The sequence below is a fragment of the Rhodococcus sp. ARC_M12 genome, assembly GCF_022810385.1.
Lineage (GTDB): Bacteria > Actinomycetota > Actinomycetes > Mycobacteriales > Mycobacteriaceae > Rhodococcoides > Rhodococcoides navarretei.
The window spans coordinates 1-13,896 of sequence record NZ_JALGQI010000017.1; the positions used below are offsets into that span (position 1 = coordinate 1).

Below are 13,896 nucleotides of genomic sequence, written 5' to 3' on the forward strand. Positions count from 1 at the left end.
GGCTACGGAAGGAGTGCCTGAACCGCAATCACTGGACGAGTCTGCTCGAAGCGAGGGTGGTGATCGAGGACTTCAAAGACGACCACAATCATCGACACCGGCACTCATCACTGGGCTACCTCACGCCTGCTGAGCACGCTGCCCAATGCACCCACAACCACCAACCGGTCGAGGGCTGCGAGATCGACTGAATCAATCACACCGTGGCTCTTGAACGCGGTGGTCCGACTATCGGGGACCTGCCAGGAACGCTTTCGGCATGGTGAATATCCTTCCACCGTGAGGAGTGATCCTCACAGATCAGATGTCAACCAAACCTGGGGCAGTCCCAAGTCTCGTTCGAGAAGCTTGAGAGTGACTCACCTACAGGGGCCAGGGCGGCCTGGGGCAGCCTTCGAGTAAGAAAGGCTCAAAGCCGGACGGCCGCCACCGTCGGTGTTGGCGATGGAGGTACCGGACTGAAAGTCCTTCACCGTGCCTATGGCGTGACTCTGAAGTCGCATTCCCTCCACTCCAACGACCAGTCCACAGCGGCCGACCCGACCCCGAGAACTTCCGGCGGTAAACGCCGCCCGCCATGACCGAGGCCGACCTCGAGCACCTGTTCACCCCTCACGCCTGCGACGAAACCGCCGACTATGCGGACCTCACACGAGGCCAAACAAGCTGTATGGTCACGTCGGTGTTCGGCACCGGCGAAGCGGGTGCTGTATGTGGTGGACCGCAGGTCAGCCCGACAAGCATCCCTATCGGATGAGAAAACCAGCAGGATGTGGTCATGACGGAATCCAGTTCAGCGGCCTCTAATCCTCATGTCGTGATCTACCAGAACCCCGACTTCGTCGGTGCTTTGTTGCAGGAGCTCCTAAACGAAGGCCTTCTCGTGTCCGGCGAGTCCGAGTCCACCCGGAAAGACAGCTCACAGCGCACACGGAACAAATCCGGCGGAGTAAACCTGTCAGCCAAGGCCGCCCTGCCGGTCGCCGGCGGTATCGACGGATCGCTCGACGGCTTATTGGGTAAAACCAGCAACGACGGGACCGAGACTGCAGCTATCGCACGACGGCAGTACTCCTACGACTTGGCCTACTACCTGCAACTTCTCAAGCAGAGACTGGTCGGGCAAATTATCGAGATAGACGAAGAAGAGAATGCTGCCGGCCTTGTTGGCGGTGAAATAGTCGTCTTTACCGGACGATTCAGGGCCAACGAGATCAACGCCATCCTCGACATCGCTACCCCGGATCTCGTTGCCGCGGCCACAAAATTCTTCGCCCGCAGCTCCGCGCGCCCACATGTCGATAACGATGATTTCGATATCGCGCGGCTTAAGTACGACTGGGAAGCCGCCGAGCAGGAGGCGACGCGGCAGGCAGACCTCGCTTACGCGGCTACCCGCGCGCTGCGTACCGATTTTCGGAGTGACAGCACCCGCGAATTCTACTGTGAACTCGGAGGTGATCTCACCGCCGTCACGGTCTGCGACGCAACGCATTTTGTCACCGATGACCAGGACCGCCTCCTCGACGGACGGTTCACTGTCCTGGGCAAAGTCACCACGCCGCTCGAAGAAGACGTGCCCGTACTCAGTAGGAACAAGATCCTCAGGCGTCTGAACCCGGACTTCGTGGAATCTGTGTTCGACCAGCTCACTGATGCCGTAGGCAGCTCCGTGCCCGACCAACAACAAATACGGAACTTACTTGATTCAGAGACGGACTTGCCGCCAGTTGATGTTCGATTCTCGGCGAAAATCGAGGGCCAATCGTTCACTGTGCTCCCGATCGCGATCTACATCTGACCCCGCCACGCTGAGTGGAGGGGTCAGATGTAGCGGGGCCGACTGAATCCGCCAGATCGGAAAGAAGTAGCGACCGGCGGTGCACAAGAGAGGTGTCGCGAACCGCAGGGCCAGCCGGGCAAGCGCCGCCACATCAACCGAGAAACAACACCAGCTGTCGGTTCTCAGCCGGTGTGGAGAATTCTCAGGTCATCGGTCGGTGTGGTGGCGAATCCTTCCTGTGTACCAAGCGCTCACCGTCTCTAACGCGCCATCAAGCGATTGCGGCGGGGTCCGAATTGGTGGCCTTGCACATGCGCTCGAAGTGCTGCGTGTCAGCGAATTTCATGAACTCCATTCCTCTGCGAATGTGCCCGTGGATCGCGCGAGCATCGAGCACGTCCACACTCTCGCTGCCCTCGCCGTGGGAGTAGCGGTTGCAGAAGTTGTAAACGTCTCGGTAGGGGTTGTTCACAAGGTCGCCGCCCATAAGGTCTTCGAGGCGCTGATCAAAGGTACCAAGATGCGGAGCTTTGTAGCTTGCGAAGATCTCGAGGACGCGGCGCACAGCGTTGGGAAGTAGGAACAGCCGGTCATGATCGGTGCCGTCCACGACCCCCTCCATCACCTGCGCGAAGAGGTAGGCCTACTCGGTTGTGTGCTTCACGAGCATGGGTGCGAGCGTTGCCACCTGGGTCTTGCGTACGTCGTCTTCGGTCGCTGCGTACATCTCCAAGAAGGCCACCTCGGGGAAGCGTTTCTCGTCGGCCTCACCTTTCCTGATCTTCTTCCGAGATGAGTTCCATGCGCTGCCCTGAGACTTGAGGAAGAGACGTAGTAGTCCGAAGTCGTGAGTCAGCACGATGAATTGGCCGAAGCCTTCGAGCGTGTCCACCAGCCATTGATGCGTGGCGAAGAGCGCCTCACGGTCAAGTGAACTCGAAGGGTCATCGATGACGACGATGCGAGAAGTCTTGTCCCCGCTAATGGTCTCGTCCTCTAGCTTTCGCAGGAAGTAGAGGAGCGAGAGGGTGGTGCGCTCGCCATCGCTCAGGTGCGTGGCCGGCAGAGCTCCCCGGAGGCAGGCATAGGATTTGCCGTCCTCGGTCACGGCGACACTGAGGTGGCCCTTCCCGTAGACGCGGGAGAAGTCGGCGGTGAGGGTCTCTGCCATCCTGCTGTTCGAGAACTGCTTTTGGCGGAGGTCAATCAGAGTCCGTTCTGCCAGATCAGCACCATCTGTGGCGGCCTTGTGCTGGGTCTGCGCGGTCTTGGCGCTTGTCTCATGCTGACGAAAGGATTCTGCACGGGATCCGATGATGTGGTCGAGGACGGTCTCGTAGCGCGCCTCGATCACGGTGGTGCGGTCGGCTACCTGTTCGTTGTGCTCGGTGATCGCTTTCTGCAAAATGGAAGCCGAGAGATCACCGACGCGGAGTGACCAATCGGGCGCGATCGGCGTCGTAGTCGGGTCTTCGGCTTTCTCGTCGAGAACGCGCTTGAGTTCATCGAGCACGTCTATACGCGCGGATACCTCTTCCTTCACGGCCTGAAGGTTTGTGGTGTAGCCGTCTCGAAGTTCAACTACAAGCTCTTCGGGCGTGGGTATGGCATCAACCCCAGCTACTCAGAGCCACCTTTCGGCTCTGCACCTCCGCGGCGAGCGACTGCGCACGTTCGCGGATATCGGACCGGCTCTTGTCGAAGTGCTTGGCGAGCTGCTCCCACCGGTCTGACGACAGAACATTGCCGCAGAAGAGGCAGTCATCAAGTCCCTCGTGTAGGCGAATACCCTGCTCAGCCCACTGCTGCCGTTCCTGATTCGCTGCGAGAGACGCGATCGTCACGCTCGTGGGTGTGTCGGTCAGCACCGTCTCAAGCCCACTCATCGCCGCGGTAAGCCCACCCGGAGGGTCCGCAACTGCGGGCAGGTGTTTCGGCGTGGGCTCGCTCAAGCGCTTGAGTGCCTCGACGCTCTCGTTCTCATCTGGGAACTCACCCTTGTATTTACGGAGCAAGCCCTCGACCACCGGCATCGAGTACTTGTTTTTAGTGAATCGCTGGTAGTCGAAGCTCTTGAGCTGATCTGCGATGCCGGCCTGAGCTGCGGTCGCCAGCTTTCTGGCCTTGGTCGTTGATTCCTGGCTCTTCTTGCCCGTCTCAGTCGCCTCGAGGCGGAAGGCGTCGATCTTCTTGGCGAGTTCGGCCTCCTGCCCCTTGGCTTCGATGGCCTCTTCGCCCAGGGTGACAATGGGCGAGGCCGTGTCGCCATCCAGAAATTCTGAGAGGTTGCGGTTCACCCACTCCTTGGTGAAGACCGCCATGGCGGGCGAAGGACCGCCATAGCCCACCCGCACTACGTGACTCGCCGCCAGCTCGTCCTCCCAGACCGCCTCTGTCGAGGCGTCGTCCGAGGCAATCTCGAGCAGAAGTGACGCGAAGGAGGATTTACCGCTGCCGTTGTGGCCGTACACGACTGAGCGCCTGCCCAGAGGCAGCGCGGTGGGCCAAAAGCCCTTGCTCAGTGAGCGATAAGTGGTCTTAGGTTCGAGTCGACGCAGCACGGGGAAGATCTTAGTAGTGGCTTGCTGCAACACCCTGAGCCGCAGCAACTCTGGAACTGTGCTGTGGCTCAGGGTGTTGTCCATGAAATCAGGGACGCAGTGCCGTCGGTGCAGTGGTGTAGTAACGACGCATGACCACACTCGAGCCGGCTAACGATCAGAGATCAGAGCCGTTCGAGAAAGCCTGGCAATCGTTGGATGCAGCGCACCAACTTCGTAGCGACATCGCGACGCACTGGAACGAACTGGACATCGACAGCGCACTGCGCTGCTGGATCGAGCTCGACGAACGAGGCACAGGCGAGCTTGGCGTGTCGGTCGAGTGGCCAACGCAGGCCGACGCCCTCCAACAGAGTGGCCGAGACTTCATTGCTGCAGTCCAGAACAGCCTGAACGCAGCAATCCAGGCCACCGAGAGACTGACTTCGGGCATCACACCCACGCCTGATCGACCGATCCAATTCCCCCTCTGTTCAACCCCATCCGAGTTCACCGAGCTCCACCGCTCCGGCGCGTTCGACGGTCTCCGACCCGACCACCTGCAGCTCCTCGCGCTGTTCCAGCCCTACGCAATCGAAGCAGAAACACCCACTCGAATCTCAACGCTGCGGTCGGCAATGGGCCTGTTGAAGAATGTCGTCGCCTTAGTACCCGATGCAGAGGTTTTTGGAATATGGGCACACTCAGCTCAGCCGACCGTGCTCGTGGACCCACCGCACAAGATCGTCGAACTAGCTGCCGAGCCGCCCACACTCGTCCAGACACCAACCCCGATCGCGCGATTCAGGGTAGAACCCACCGAAGGCGCGCGAGGCCTGAACGGTCGGCCGGGCGTTGCCCTCGACATCGCGTTCGCGCTACCTCCATGGCCGGGCAACCCAGACAAAGACACGGTCGGCCGCCGGTGTGCCTCACTTCTCAAAGTTGCAGCCGAAATTGTTCGCGGCTTCGAGCGCTCGGTTGGTCTGCGCGAGCCGCTGAACCGCCCGGACCCCGACTTGGACGTGGACGTGGACAAGTTGACTACCGAACACGACAATGACCCTGGCAGGTGGGCACCGGTCGATCACTCGAATTACCCAGACCTGGAACCCCAACTCGCTCAGTCCGAACTCGGCCTGGCTGTCTATCGGGATGACGACGACAACATGGTCATGCTGGTCCACACTGAAACCGGCGTGTTCGGGCGGACGATTCCACATGCCCGAGTCCTCGAACCAGCAGTAATTCGAGGTACTGCAGCCGAGAACGCGACCCTGGCCGCTGCGGCACAGTGGGGGCTCCCCGATTTCGTGTTACCACCCAAGAAGATCGCCAAAGGCACAGCATCCCGTGAGCTCGGCGACGGTACGGTCATCTTCGGAGATCGAGCACTTGCCATCCAGGTGAAGTCCCGCGACGTACCCACCGACGCAAACCCTGCGCGCGAACTGAACTGGATTGCCAAGAACGCCGCGAAGGGCGCGCGCCAGGCCGCAGGCACAGTACGAACTCTCACCGCCACACCCAAGACCCTTCACAACGCTCGTGGACGCTCTATTCACGTCGACGCTGCGGTATTCGCATGGGTGGGTGTTGTGATAATCGATCACGACCAGCCACCCGAGCACATCTCCCCCGTCTCATCGACGCCGTCGCTTGCAGTAGTGGCTCTTCTACGGCGTGAGTGGGAATTCCTCTTCGACCAGCTGAGGTCGATCACCGCCGTCGGCGCATACATTCACCGAGTAAAAGGCGACGAAGTCGCACCGGGTGAACACGTGCCACACTATTTCGAGCTCGCGAATGCCGACCTCGAAGCAACCCGGAACGCTGATACCAACAAACACTATCCAGCACTAGCCCAACACTTTTCGTATCCCCTCTTACCGAGGGAGCCAGCATCGAGTCTCGACACCGCGGGGGCAGCGCTGTATCGCCAGATGCTCGAGGACGTCGCTACGTCGTCCTGGGATCGTCCCGAACTCGACCGCTTGAACGTGCTGCACATGCTCGATCAGCATCCGGTACTCGAGCGGGCCGCGATCGGCCGACGACTGCTCGACCAGCTCCGAATCGCTCAAGACGCGCTCAATGGTGAGACGCGGTTTGAGCCTCGCCGTTACTGGCTGGGGGACAACCACTTACATTTAGCCTTCGGCGTGCTGAACCATCTCAGCGGACACCACCAAGCAGTCTTCCGTGGGTGGACGATGCTCCGCCACCACGAATGGATCTCCGGGCTTCCCGCCGACGCAGTTGATGCTTGCCGGACGGTCGCGGTTCTTCTCACTCCCAGGCACGATGGCCTTCGCCCATGGGACACAACAATGTACGTACTCTTCGGCGAAATCGATGTTGACGAAGAAGAACTGGACGCATACCGTCGAATATTCGGCAGCACAGCCTAATTCGCTCGCAGACTGCCTGAGTTGCGGGCCTTTACCGCAAGACTGTTTCATGCGACTGCAGGACTAACGTGTCGCCAGCGCCTGCCATGCCCGGGCCACAAGGTTTGCCGCTTCGCGCGCTGTCACGATCAGCCGCGTCTGCCCCGACAACTGACTCAACCAATCGGATTCGGTCGGTATGTCCGCGAATTGCCACTGCCCTGGCAGCTTGTTCGTGGGCCCGAACCTCCGATACAAATCGGCCACTGCCGGCTCGAATGCGCCAATCCGAGTGAGTGCACACAAGTCCCACAGATCACGCGACGCCCGCCGATCACACCAGGTGGCCGTCTTACCCGCAACGAAGGCGGGCCGCGTGGGCACCGTCAACTCAGCTCCCGGTGCATCCTCAAACCGCTGTTCGAGTCGCCGGTTCTCCAGAGGCCATGCTGGGCGACCTTCCGCCGACAGCAACTGCACCTTGACCGCCAGTCCGGACTGCGACCTCAACACTGCACCGAGGCGCTCAGGCACCTCGCTGATCGCAGGATCCCACACCAGACGCCCGTGGCTGCGCATCACCGCGCGTGGGAGAGCGCGGTCGAGATCACGAGCGACCTCCGATCTGGAACCGACCGCAATCAGGTCGATGTCCTCACTGAGACGACCATCGACCAAATGGGTTCGAGCCAAGGCTGTTCCGCCGATGAACACAATCCGATCCGCGAAATGCGCACTCAGATAGCCGAGCAGGTGCGAGATCAGGTGATCCCGCTCGACCTGTGCACGCGCGACACCGAATTGCGCGGCCACCGAGGCCAACTCGCGGGGATTCACTACTTCTCCCCCAACCGAGCCTGCAGCCGCGTCAACGTCATTCGCATCTTCTGAGCCCCAGCGATCTCGGCTAACACTTTCGGATCGCACCGTCGATACAACTGCTCCACCGCCGGCCACACCTCAGCCTCGGCGTCACCGAGACCCGGACGCTTTACCAGATCCAACACCGTCTGCTCCGCAGTCGTCACCAACACCGGACCCAACTCGGTATCGATACGCTCCGCATCCAGACGTGCGGTGTCGCGCACGACGAACCGAACCAACGCCGGCCGATCCACCAACCGAATCGGATCGTGTCGCGTCGGCACAGCCACCACAGCCGTCGCCAACGCACGCGGAAGAACACCGTGCAACCGCGCTGCGCTGATACCCATCACCACAGCGTCATCGCGGCCGTACGCCGCGACAGCGATACCAACTGCTGCAGCCTCCAGGCCAGGCATCCACTCGGTCCCGACCCGATCGTCGGGCACGGCCACGTAGAAGCCCGTCGCCACTCGGTGCAGCAGGCCCAGGTCCGTCAGCCGCGCAAGCTCGGCTCGCGGGTGCGCGTAGACATCGGCCGCTGTCGCGGCTCGCACCATCCGCATCGGAAGCCGTGCAAACGCGGGAGGTAACCCGGCATGACGGCGTCGCACATCGCTTGTCGTCACAGTTACCTCCATCAAATGTCGGATACGTAGGCTCCAAGCCTACAGAACCGACACTGATTCCAACACTGCACCTCGGCCCGGCCATCACCTGCCCAGTCCGTACACATCCACCTACATCCACACGAACGCTCACCGATGAGTTAGCGATGAGTTGTGACATTCTGTGACACCGAACGCCGGATCGAGCCGCCGAACCGGCAAAACCCCAGGTCACAAGCGACCCATAAACCCAGGTGGACGAACCGGGCTCGCGCAAGAAACGAGCGGCCGAAATAGGCCAAAAAGGGACGGCCCCAACCGTTTTCGCTGGTCAGGGCCGTCCGAACGAGCCTCCTAACGGGATTGAACCGTTGACCGCTCGCTTACAAGGCGAGTGCTCTACCGCTGAGCTAAGGAGGCAGTGAAGCGAGGCAATCATATCCGTTCATCGGACGCTCAGTGTCAACAGGTACCTTGTCGGTGGATCACCCCAGCTACGTGTAAAGACGGTCATGACTTTCCTGCAAGACCTGACGGCTTCGCTGAGCCGTCTCACCGGTGAGCGTCGGGCCACCATCGATACGCCGACCGCAGCGCCGTCACCTCTACGCCCGATCGACCTGACCGACGATGCGTCGGTCGCAGAGGTTCTGGACCTCGCGGTTCGCGTCGGCGAGGTGTTGCTGGCCTCGGGTACTTCGGCGGTGGATACGGCGACGCAGGTGCAGTTCATCGCCGCGAGCTATGGCCTCGCGCGGTGCGACGTCGACGTCACGTACAACTCAATCACCCTCAGCGCCCATCGTGGCCCGACGCGTCCTCCGGCATCGACGATGCGCATCGTGCATTACCGCTCGATGGACTTCACGCGTCTGGCCGAGGTGGATCGTCTGATCCGTGCTGTGCGCGTCAAGATGATGCCGCCGAGCGCGGCGCTGGATCGGCTCGAGGAGATCACCAAGGCTCCACACCCCTACAACCGCTGGATTGCGACGTTCGCGTGGTCCGGCATGGCCGCGGCCGTCGGCGTCCTGCTCGGGGGTGGCCTCTTGGTGGCCGTGGTGAGCTTCCTGACGACGATGGTGATCGATCGAATCGGTCGGATCCTGAACCGAGCCGGTCTGCCGTTCTTCTTCCAACAGGTCGTCGGCGGGTTCATCGCCGCCACCCCGGCGATCACGCTCTACAACTTCCAGGACCAACTCAACATCAGCATCTCTCCGTCGATGGTTATCGCGGCCGGTGTCGTTGTGTTGCTGTCGGGCCTGTCTCTCGTCGGTACGTTTCAAGATGCGATCACCGGGGCCCCGATCACGGCGTCGGCCAGGTTCTTCGAAGTGTTGATGATGACAGCAGGAATCATCGCCGGTGTCGCGACCTCACTGCGATTGGCCGCCCTCATCGGCAGCGACCTTCCGCAGATCAGCAACCTGGCACCACCGGACATCCTGGAGGTACCGACGAAGGTGCTGGCGGGTGCAGCGGCGTCGTTGTTCTACGCACTGGCCACCTACGCCGAGCGGCGTGCGTTGCCGGCCGCGTTCATCGGCGGCTTCGCGGGCTCACTCGTGTACTTGCTGTCTCAGACATTGACCGTCGGACCGATCATCGCCTCGGCCATCGCGGCGACCGTCGTCGGGCTGGCCGGTGGCCTGTTGGCACGTCGTGCACTGATTCCGCCGTTGATCGTCGCCGTGGCCGGCATCACGCCGTTGCTGCCCGGTCTGTCGCTCTACCGCGGTCTGTACGCGATCCTCAACGACCAACTGTTGCTCGGAATCAGCTCGCTGTTCGCGGCCCTGGGTGTCAGTTGCGGCCTGGCCGCGGGCGTGACCCTGGGCGAATGGGGTGCCCGCACGCTCCGTCGACCACGCATCCTCGCGCGCACCGAGGAACTACTGCGCCCGACGCTTCGCCGCACAGAAGAACCGCGCCGACCGACAGTTCGTCGGCGGCGCGGTACGAGTCCTTCGTAGAAGGCGGAACTCAAGCCTCTGTGCTGGGTGATCCCTCAGCAGATGCGCGTGCAGCCGCGTCGGCCTCCATGGCCTCACGCAGGCTGCGCGGACGCATGTCGGTCCAGTTCTTCTCGACGTACTCCAAGCACGCGGCGCGGGTGTCTTCACCGAAGACGACACGCCATCCCTGGGGGACCTCGGAGAACGTCGGCCACAGCGAATGCTGGTCTTCGTCGTTGACCAGCACGAAGAAGCGTCCGTCTTCGTCATCGAACGGGTTGGTACTCATCTCGCCTCACTCGTCGCGAACGTTTGGTTGGTAAGTCTGCACCGTGAGGTGCCACACGACCCTAGCAACGCAGGTCGGGCGGTGGTGCCGTCAGGCCTTCAAGAAGCCGAGCAGTTCCGCATTGACGGCCTCGGGGCGCTCGAGATATCCGTAGTGTCCCGCGTCTGCTATCTCCACGTACCGGGCACCGGGAATGGCGTCGGCCAGCTCCTTGCCCAGGTAAGGCGGGATCATCCGATCGTCGGCGAACCCGACCGACAGGCATGGCACCGACACACCGCGATAGGCCGCAGTTCGATCGAAATCGTCCTCCATCCCCAGCTGAGCGCGCACGCCCGCGGACGGCGAGGAGGCCGAGAACTCGAACAGGTCCAGCCAGTCGCGTGCCCCGCGACCATCACGCAACGTTGCCGGCGACAGATTCATCACCGCCGTCACCGCCGCCGAGTAGGTGCCGGGGAGCTCGACGCGCTTGTCGTACAGTGCTCGCTCGCCGTGGGCGAGGGTCTTCTGGAATTCGTCGACGCGAGCATGACCGGCGAGGAACACGGCCTTGCGCACCAAGTCGGGTCTACTCAGAGCCAATTCCTGCGCGACGCGTGAGCCCATCGACGTTCCGACCACGTAGGCCTTCTCGTCGCCGTTGCGGACGAGCTCGATCAGGCCGGCTGTGTCGGCAACCATGTCCTCCATGGTGATGCCGTGCGAGCTCTCCGACGAGGGAGCAATGCCGCGGTTGTCGAACGTGCAGACCCGGTAACCCGCTGCTGTGAGCGCGGGCACCTGATGCAGTTCCCACACGCGGCCTGGGCTACCGGTGCCCATGATCAGAATTACCAGGTCGCCACTACCCTTGACCTGGTAATTCACGTCGATGCCGTTGATCTTGGCGATAGGCATACGTCTCCTCACTGCTGATGTATTCGTCGGCGATCGTATCGTTCGGCACCGACCCGGGGTTACTCGAACAGCCAGTGGGTACCTGGGTTACATGACTGACGAGAACGTAGCGGGCGAAGCACGCAAAGGATTGCTCGACGGAATCAAGGGCAAAGCCAAAGAGGTCGTGGGCGCGGTCACCGGCAACGACTCGTTGACAGCCGAGGGCCAGTTACAGGCCGCACAGGCGCGCGAGCACAAGGAGGCGCAGGCCACCGACCGGGTAGCGGAGGCGCAGGCCACCGAAGCCGGCGAGGAGCTGGCCGACGTGCGCACGGCTGCGGAAAGTCGACGTGAGGCGGCGGAAGAAAACGCTGCGGTGACCGAGGCGCAGGCAGACCGGGTGCGTGAGACGCAGGTAGCTGCGGCCGAGCAGAACAAGCGTGAGGCCGTGGCGCAGGAACGAGAGGCCGCCGAGGTCGACGCAACGGCCGAGCAGATCGAAGCCGCGGAGGAGCGACGCATCGAGCAGGCCGCCGCGGACTCGGACGAAATGGTCGCCGCGCAGAAGCACCAGGAAGCTCTTCTACAGGCCGAAGCCGATCGCAAGAAGGCCGAAGAGCTCCGCAACCAAGCCTGAACCACTACTGCATTACAGGAGTTTCGCTTCATGAGCGTTCTAGCCATACCACTGACCATCCTTCGTATTCAGTACAAGATTGCTCGAATTCCGTTGCAGCTCATCGAGACCAACGTCGTCGAGAAGATGAACGCGGAAGCACCCGCGCGCCTGGTGTACGAGCACACCCTCGGCTCGCTCGACCGCGCCGTCGGAAATCTGTTGGGAGACAGGAGCCTCGCCGACCGCGGTGAGACCCTCGTCGACAGCACCGAGAACCGTGCCGAGGCCGCGCGCCTCGACGCCGAGGCTCGCGCCAAGAAGACCGCCGCGGAAGACGAGCTGAAGGTGGCGCGGGAGACCGCCGAGAAGGATCGCCGCTCGGCCGACGCCGCCGCCCAGGAAGCCGCACGTGACGCGCGCCAGGAGGCCGAGCAGCGCAAGCGGGAGGCCGCTGAAGAAGCCGAGCGGGAAGCGGCTGCCAAGAAGAAGATGGCCGACGAGCAGGCCGCTGCCACCGCAAAGGCCGCCGAGGATCGTAAGAAGGCGCAGCAGGCTCAGGTCGACAAGCAGGAGAAGCTGGCCGCAGCGCCGTCCGAGGCCGAATTGGCCGAGGCTGCAGAGCGTTCCGACGAAGCCGCCGCCAAGAAGGACGAGGCGGAGCGCATCGAGAAGCTGTTCATCGCGGAGAAGAACAAGGACTGACTTCAGACTTATCGGCGAGTAACCTCGACTGGTCTGATCTCCGGGCAGGACCTCACACCATTTTTGCCGTCTGCGCGCCCCTACTCGCATCAGAGTATGGGCGCGCAGTCGTCAATCGGGGCGCGCGGTTCCCACCCATGTTGATCAGCCCTCGATGCGCGCGAGGAACGCGGCAATGTTGTCTTCGACTGCCGCGGTGCGGGTCTCGACATCGAAGTCTTCCTTGAACTGCCGTCCCAGCGCCGGGGTCTTCTTCTTTCGTGCGTAGAGCGAGCACGCGAGGTCCGAGCAGATGTAGGTGCCCACCGTGTTGCCACGCCTGCCGGAATCGCCGGCCTTCGCGGCAGCCATCAGCGACACTCCGCCGTTGGCGTGCGTGGTGAGGCAGATACTGCACATCTGAGCCTTGCGTGGCCCACCGGGTGTGTAGCGCAACGAGATTCCGCACAGGCGATCCCCCGAAGGCACGACGATGTAGCAGCGCCCTGCCATCTTGGGGTCGACCCAACCGAGAAAGTCGAGATCGTCCCACGGCACGGCGTCGAACATCTCGGGAAGGGAGAGCCTGCCGGCGTCCCCCTTGGACGAGTTGACGAACGACGACCTGATGTCGCGTTCGGAGATCGGTTCCATGTCACTGCCTCCAGTGCTGTAGGAGTGTGTCGATTCCGTCGAGGATGCGAGCCCAGGACTGCTGCGAGTCGGGTGCACTGTGAGCGAACGAGCCCGACGCATCGAGGCTGGCGTAGCCGTGAAAGACACTGCCGAGCAATCGAACTGCGTGTACCTGGTCCTCGTCGCCGAGCTCGTACCCGCGGAGAATCGCCTTCATCATCGCCGAGTGACGCACTCCCGCACTCGCAAGAGCGGTCTCGTGATCGAGCGGAAACTGTGTCGCCGCATAGCGACCGGGGTGTTCGCGCGAATAGTCGAGATACGCGTTGGCGACGGCAACCAAGGCATCCTTGCCTGCTCGGCCCGCCAGGGCCTCGGACACCCGATCGGCCAGTTCCTCCAACGCCAGCAACGCAATCCCGACGTTCAACTCGTGCGCGTTCTTCAGGTGCGAATACAGGCTCGCCACCTTGACGTCGAAGCGCCTGGCTATCTCACTGGCAGTGACGCGATCGAAGCCGACCTCATCGGCCAGATCCGCTCCTGCTGCCACGATGCGCTGCGCGGTCAATCCTGCGCGTGCCATGTCGGCCTCCTCTGTTCGAGAAGACCGTAGCCGAAACTAACATCTATAGGCAAATAGCTA

15 protein-coding genes and 1 tRNA gene are annotated in these 13,896 nt (G+C 62.1%); 6 read left to right on the top strand and 10 right to left on the bottom strand.

From position 1 onward, the window contains the following. Window positions 1-191, top strand: a 191-nt coding sequence (locus MTX35_RS20190) for an integrase core domain-containing protein (protein ID WP_243596679.1), incomplete at its 5' end; no start/stop codon positions are given. Between the two features lie 587 nt (window positions 192-778). Continuing rightward, complete coding sequence (locus tag MTX35_RS20195; RefSeq protein WP_243596680.1) at window positions 779-1,801, top strand: hypothetical protein; 1,023 nt, start codon at window positions 779-781, stop codon at window positions 1,799-1,801. Window positions 1,802-2,054: 253 nt separating this feature from the next. Here MTX35_RS20195 and MTX35_RS20200 read toward each other — a convergent pair whose 3' ends face one another. From MTX35_RS20200 to MTX35_RS25775, 3 genes are all read right to left on the bottom strand, one after another. Beyond that, the gene (locus tag MTX35_RS20200; protein WP_243596681.1) at window positions 2,055-2,393 is read right to left on the bottom strand and encodes a hypothetical protein; all 339 of its coding nucleotides are present in this window, start codon (window positions 2,391-2,393) and stop codon (window positions 2,055-2,057) included. A 33-nt stretch (window positions 2,394-2,426) separates the two neighbouring features. Next, a complete protein-coding gene (locus MTX35_RS25770) occupies window positions 2,427-3,326 on the bottom strand; it encodes an AAA family ATPase (protein WP_308198150.1) in 900 nt (299 codons plus the stop codon). Window positions 3,327-3,393: 67 nt separating this feature from the next. Further along, complete coding sequence (locus MTX35_RS25775; protein WP_279393677.1) at window positions 3,394-4,428, bottom strand: AAA family ATPase; 1,035 nt, start codon at window positions 4,426-4,428, stop codon at window positions 3,394-3,396. Window positions 4,429-4,475: 47 nt separating this feature from the next. Here MTX35_RS25775 and MTX35_RS20210 point away from each other — a divergent pair, with 47 nt between their 5' ends. Beyond that, a complete protein-coding gene (locus MTX35_RS20210; RefSeq protein ID WP_243596682.1) occupies window positions 4,476-6,734 on the top strand; it encodes a hypothetical protein in 2,259 nt (752 codons plus the stop codon). Window positions 6,735-6,797: 63 nt separating this feature from the next. Here MTX35_RS20210 and MTX35_RS20215 read toward each other — a convergent pair whose 3' ends face one another. The 3 genes from MTX35_RS20215 to MTX35_RS20225 all read right to left on the bottom strand — a co-directional run bounded on the left by MTX35_RS20215 (window position 6,798) and on the right by MTX35_RS20225 (window position 8,605). Further along, complete coding sequence (locus tag MTX35_RS20215) at window positions 6,798-7,550, bottom strand: nucleotidyl transferase AbiEii/AbiGii toxin family protein (protein WP_094662030.1); 753 nt, start codon at window positions 7,548-7,550, stop codon at window positions 6,798-6,800. Beyond that, a complete protein-coding gene (locus tag MTX35_RS20220) occupies window positions 7,550-8,143 on the bottom strand; it encodes a type IV toxin-antitoxin system AbiEi family antitoxin (RefSeq protein ID WP_094662028.1) in 594 nt (197 codons plus the stop codon). Before MTX35_RS20220 ends, MTX35_RS20215 begins: the two co-directional genes overlap by 1 nt. Window positions 8,144-8,533: 390 nt before the next feature. Next, a tRNA-Thr gene (locus tag MTX35_RS20225) sits at window positions 8,534-8,605 on the bottom strand. Window positions 8,606-8,697: 92 nt separating this feature from the next. Here MTX35_RS20225 and MTX35_RS20230 point away from each other — a divergent pair. Next, complete coding sequence (locus tag MTX35_RS20230) at window positions 8,698-10,161, top strand: threonine/serine exporter ThrE family protein (protein WP_243596683.1); 1,464 nt, start codon at window positions 8,698-8,700, stop codon at window positions 10,159-10,161. Between the two features lie 10 nt (window positions 10,162-10,171). Here the strand turns inward: MTX35_RS20230 and MTX35_RS20235 are convergent, their stop codons facing one another. Both MTX35_RS20235 and MTX35_RS20240 read right to left on the bottom strand, forming a co-directional pair. Next, a complete protein-coding gene (locus MTX35_RS20235; protein WP_243596684.1) occupies window positions 10,172-10,432 on the bottom strand; it encodes an MbtH family protein in 261 nt (86 codons plus the stop codon). Window positions 10,433-10,522: 90 nt separating this feature from the next. Further along, window positions 10,523-11,332, bottom strand: coding sequence for an alpha/beta fold hydrolase (locus tag MTX35_RS20240; RefSeq protein WP_243596685.1), 810 nt, complete (start codon window positions 11,330-11,332; stop codon window positions 10,523-10,525). Between the two features lie 91 nt (window positions 11,333-11,423). Between MTX35_RS20240 and MTX35_RS20245 the strand changes: the two genes are divergently transcribed. Beyond that, window positions 11,424-11,951 (top strand): general stress protein CsbD, encoded by a 528-nt coding sequence (locus MTX35_RS20245; protein WP_243596686.1) that lies wholly within the window; start codon window positions 11,424-11,426, stop codon window positions 11,949-11,951. A 30-nt stretch (window positions 11,952-11,981) separates the two neighbouring features. Next, window positions 11,982-12,635: a hypothetical protein gene (locus MTX35_RS20250; protein ID WP_243596687.1), complete on the top strand. Its 654-nt coding sequence runs from the start codon at window positions 11,982-11,984 to the stop codon at window positions 12,633-12,635. Between the two features lie 144 nt (window positions 12,636-12,779). Here MTX35_RS20250 and MTX35_RS20255 read toward each other — a convergent pair whose 3' ends face one another. Continuing rightward, window positions 12,780-13,268, bottom strand: a complete 489-nt coding sequence (locus MTX35_RS20255) for an FBP domain-containing protein (protein WP_243596688.1) — start codon at window positions 13,266-13,268, stop codon at window positions 12,780-12,782. Between the two features lies 1 nt (window position 13,269). Beyond that, window positions 13,270-13,836 carry a TetR/AcrR family transcriptional regulator gene (locus MTX35_RS20260; protein ID WP_243596689.1) on the bottom strand — a complete coding sequence of 189 codons (567 nt, stop codon included), beginning with the start codon at window positions 13,834-13,836 and terminating at the stop codon, window positions 13,270-13,272. Between the last annotated feature and the right edge of the window lie 60 nt (window positions 13,837-13,896).

What these genes read in the sequence shown, in the direction of transcription:
- MTX35_RS20250 (WP_243596687.1), top strand. Translation starts at nt 11,982, where the DNA reads ATGAGCGTTCTAGCCATACCACTGACCATCCTTCGTATTCAGTACAAG.
- MTX35_RS20240 (WP_243596685.1), bottom strand. Translation starts at nt 11,332, where the DNA reads ATGCCTATCGCCAAGATCAACGGCATCGACGTGAATTACCAGGTCAAG.
- MTX35_RS20195 (WP_243596680.1), top strand. Translation starts at nt 779, where the DNA reads ATGACGGAATCCAGTTCAGCGGCCTCTAATCCTCATGTCGTGATCTAC.
- MTX35_RS20220 (WP_094662028.1), bottom strand. Translation starts at nt 8,143, where the DNA reads ATGCGGATGGTGCGAGCCGCGACAGCGGCCGATGTCTACGCGCACCCG.
- MTX35_RS25775 (WP_279393677.1), bottom strand. Translation starts at nt 4,428, where the DNA reads ATGGACAACACCCTGAGCCACAGCACAGTTCCAGAGTTGCTGCGGCTC.
- MTX35_RS20245 (WP_243596686.1), top strand. Translation starts at nt 11,424, where the DNA reads ATGACTGACGAGAACGTAGCGGGCGAAGCACGCAAAGGATTGCTCGAC.
- MTX35_RS20255 (WP_243596688.1), bottom strand. Translation starts at nt 13,268, where the DNA reads ATGGAACCGATCTCCGAACGCGACATCAGGTCGTCGTTCGTCAACTCG.
- MTX35_RS20230 (WP_243596683.1), top strand. Translation starts at nt 8,698, where the DNA reads ATGACTTTCCTGCAAGACCTGACGGCTTCGCTGAGCCGTCTCACCGGT.
- MTX35_RS20210 (WP_243596682.1), top strand. Translation starts at nt 4,476, where the DNA reads ATGACCACACTCGAGCCGGCTAACGATCAGAGATCAGAGCCGTTCGAG.
- MTX35_RS20260 (WP_243596689.1), bottom strand. Translation starts at nt 13,836, where the DNA reads ATGGCACGCGCAGGATTGACCGCGCAGCGCATCGTGGCAGCAGGAGCG.
- MTX35_RS20235 (WP_243596684.1), bottom strand. Translation starts at nt 10,432, where the DNA reads ATGAGTACCAACCCGTTCGATGACGAAGACGGACGCTTCTTCGTGCTG.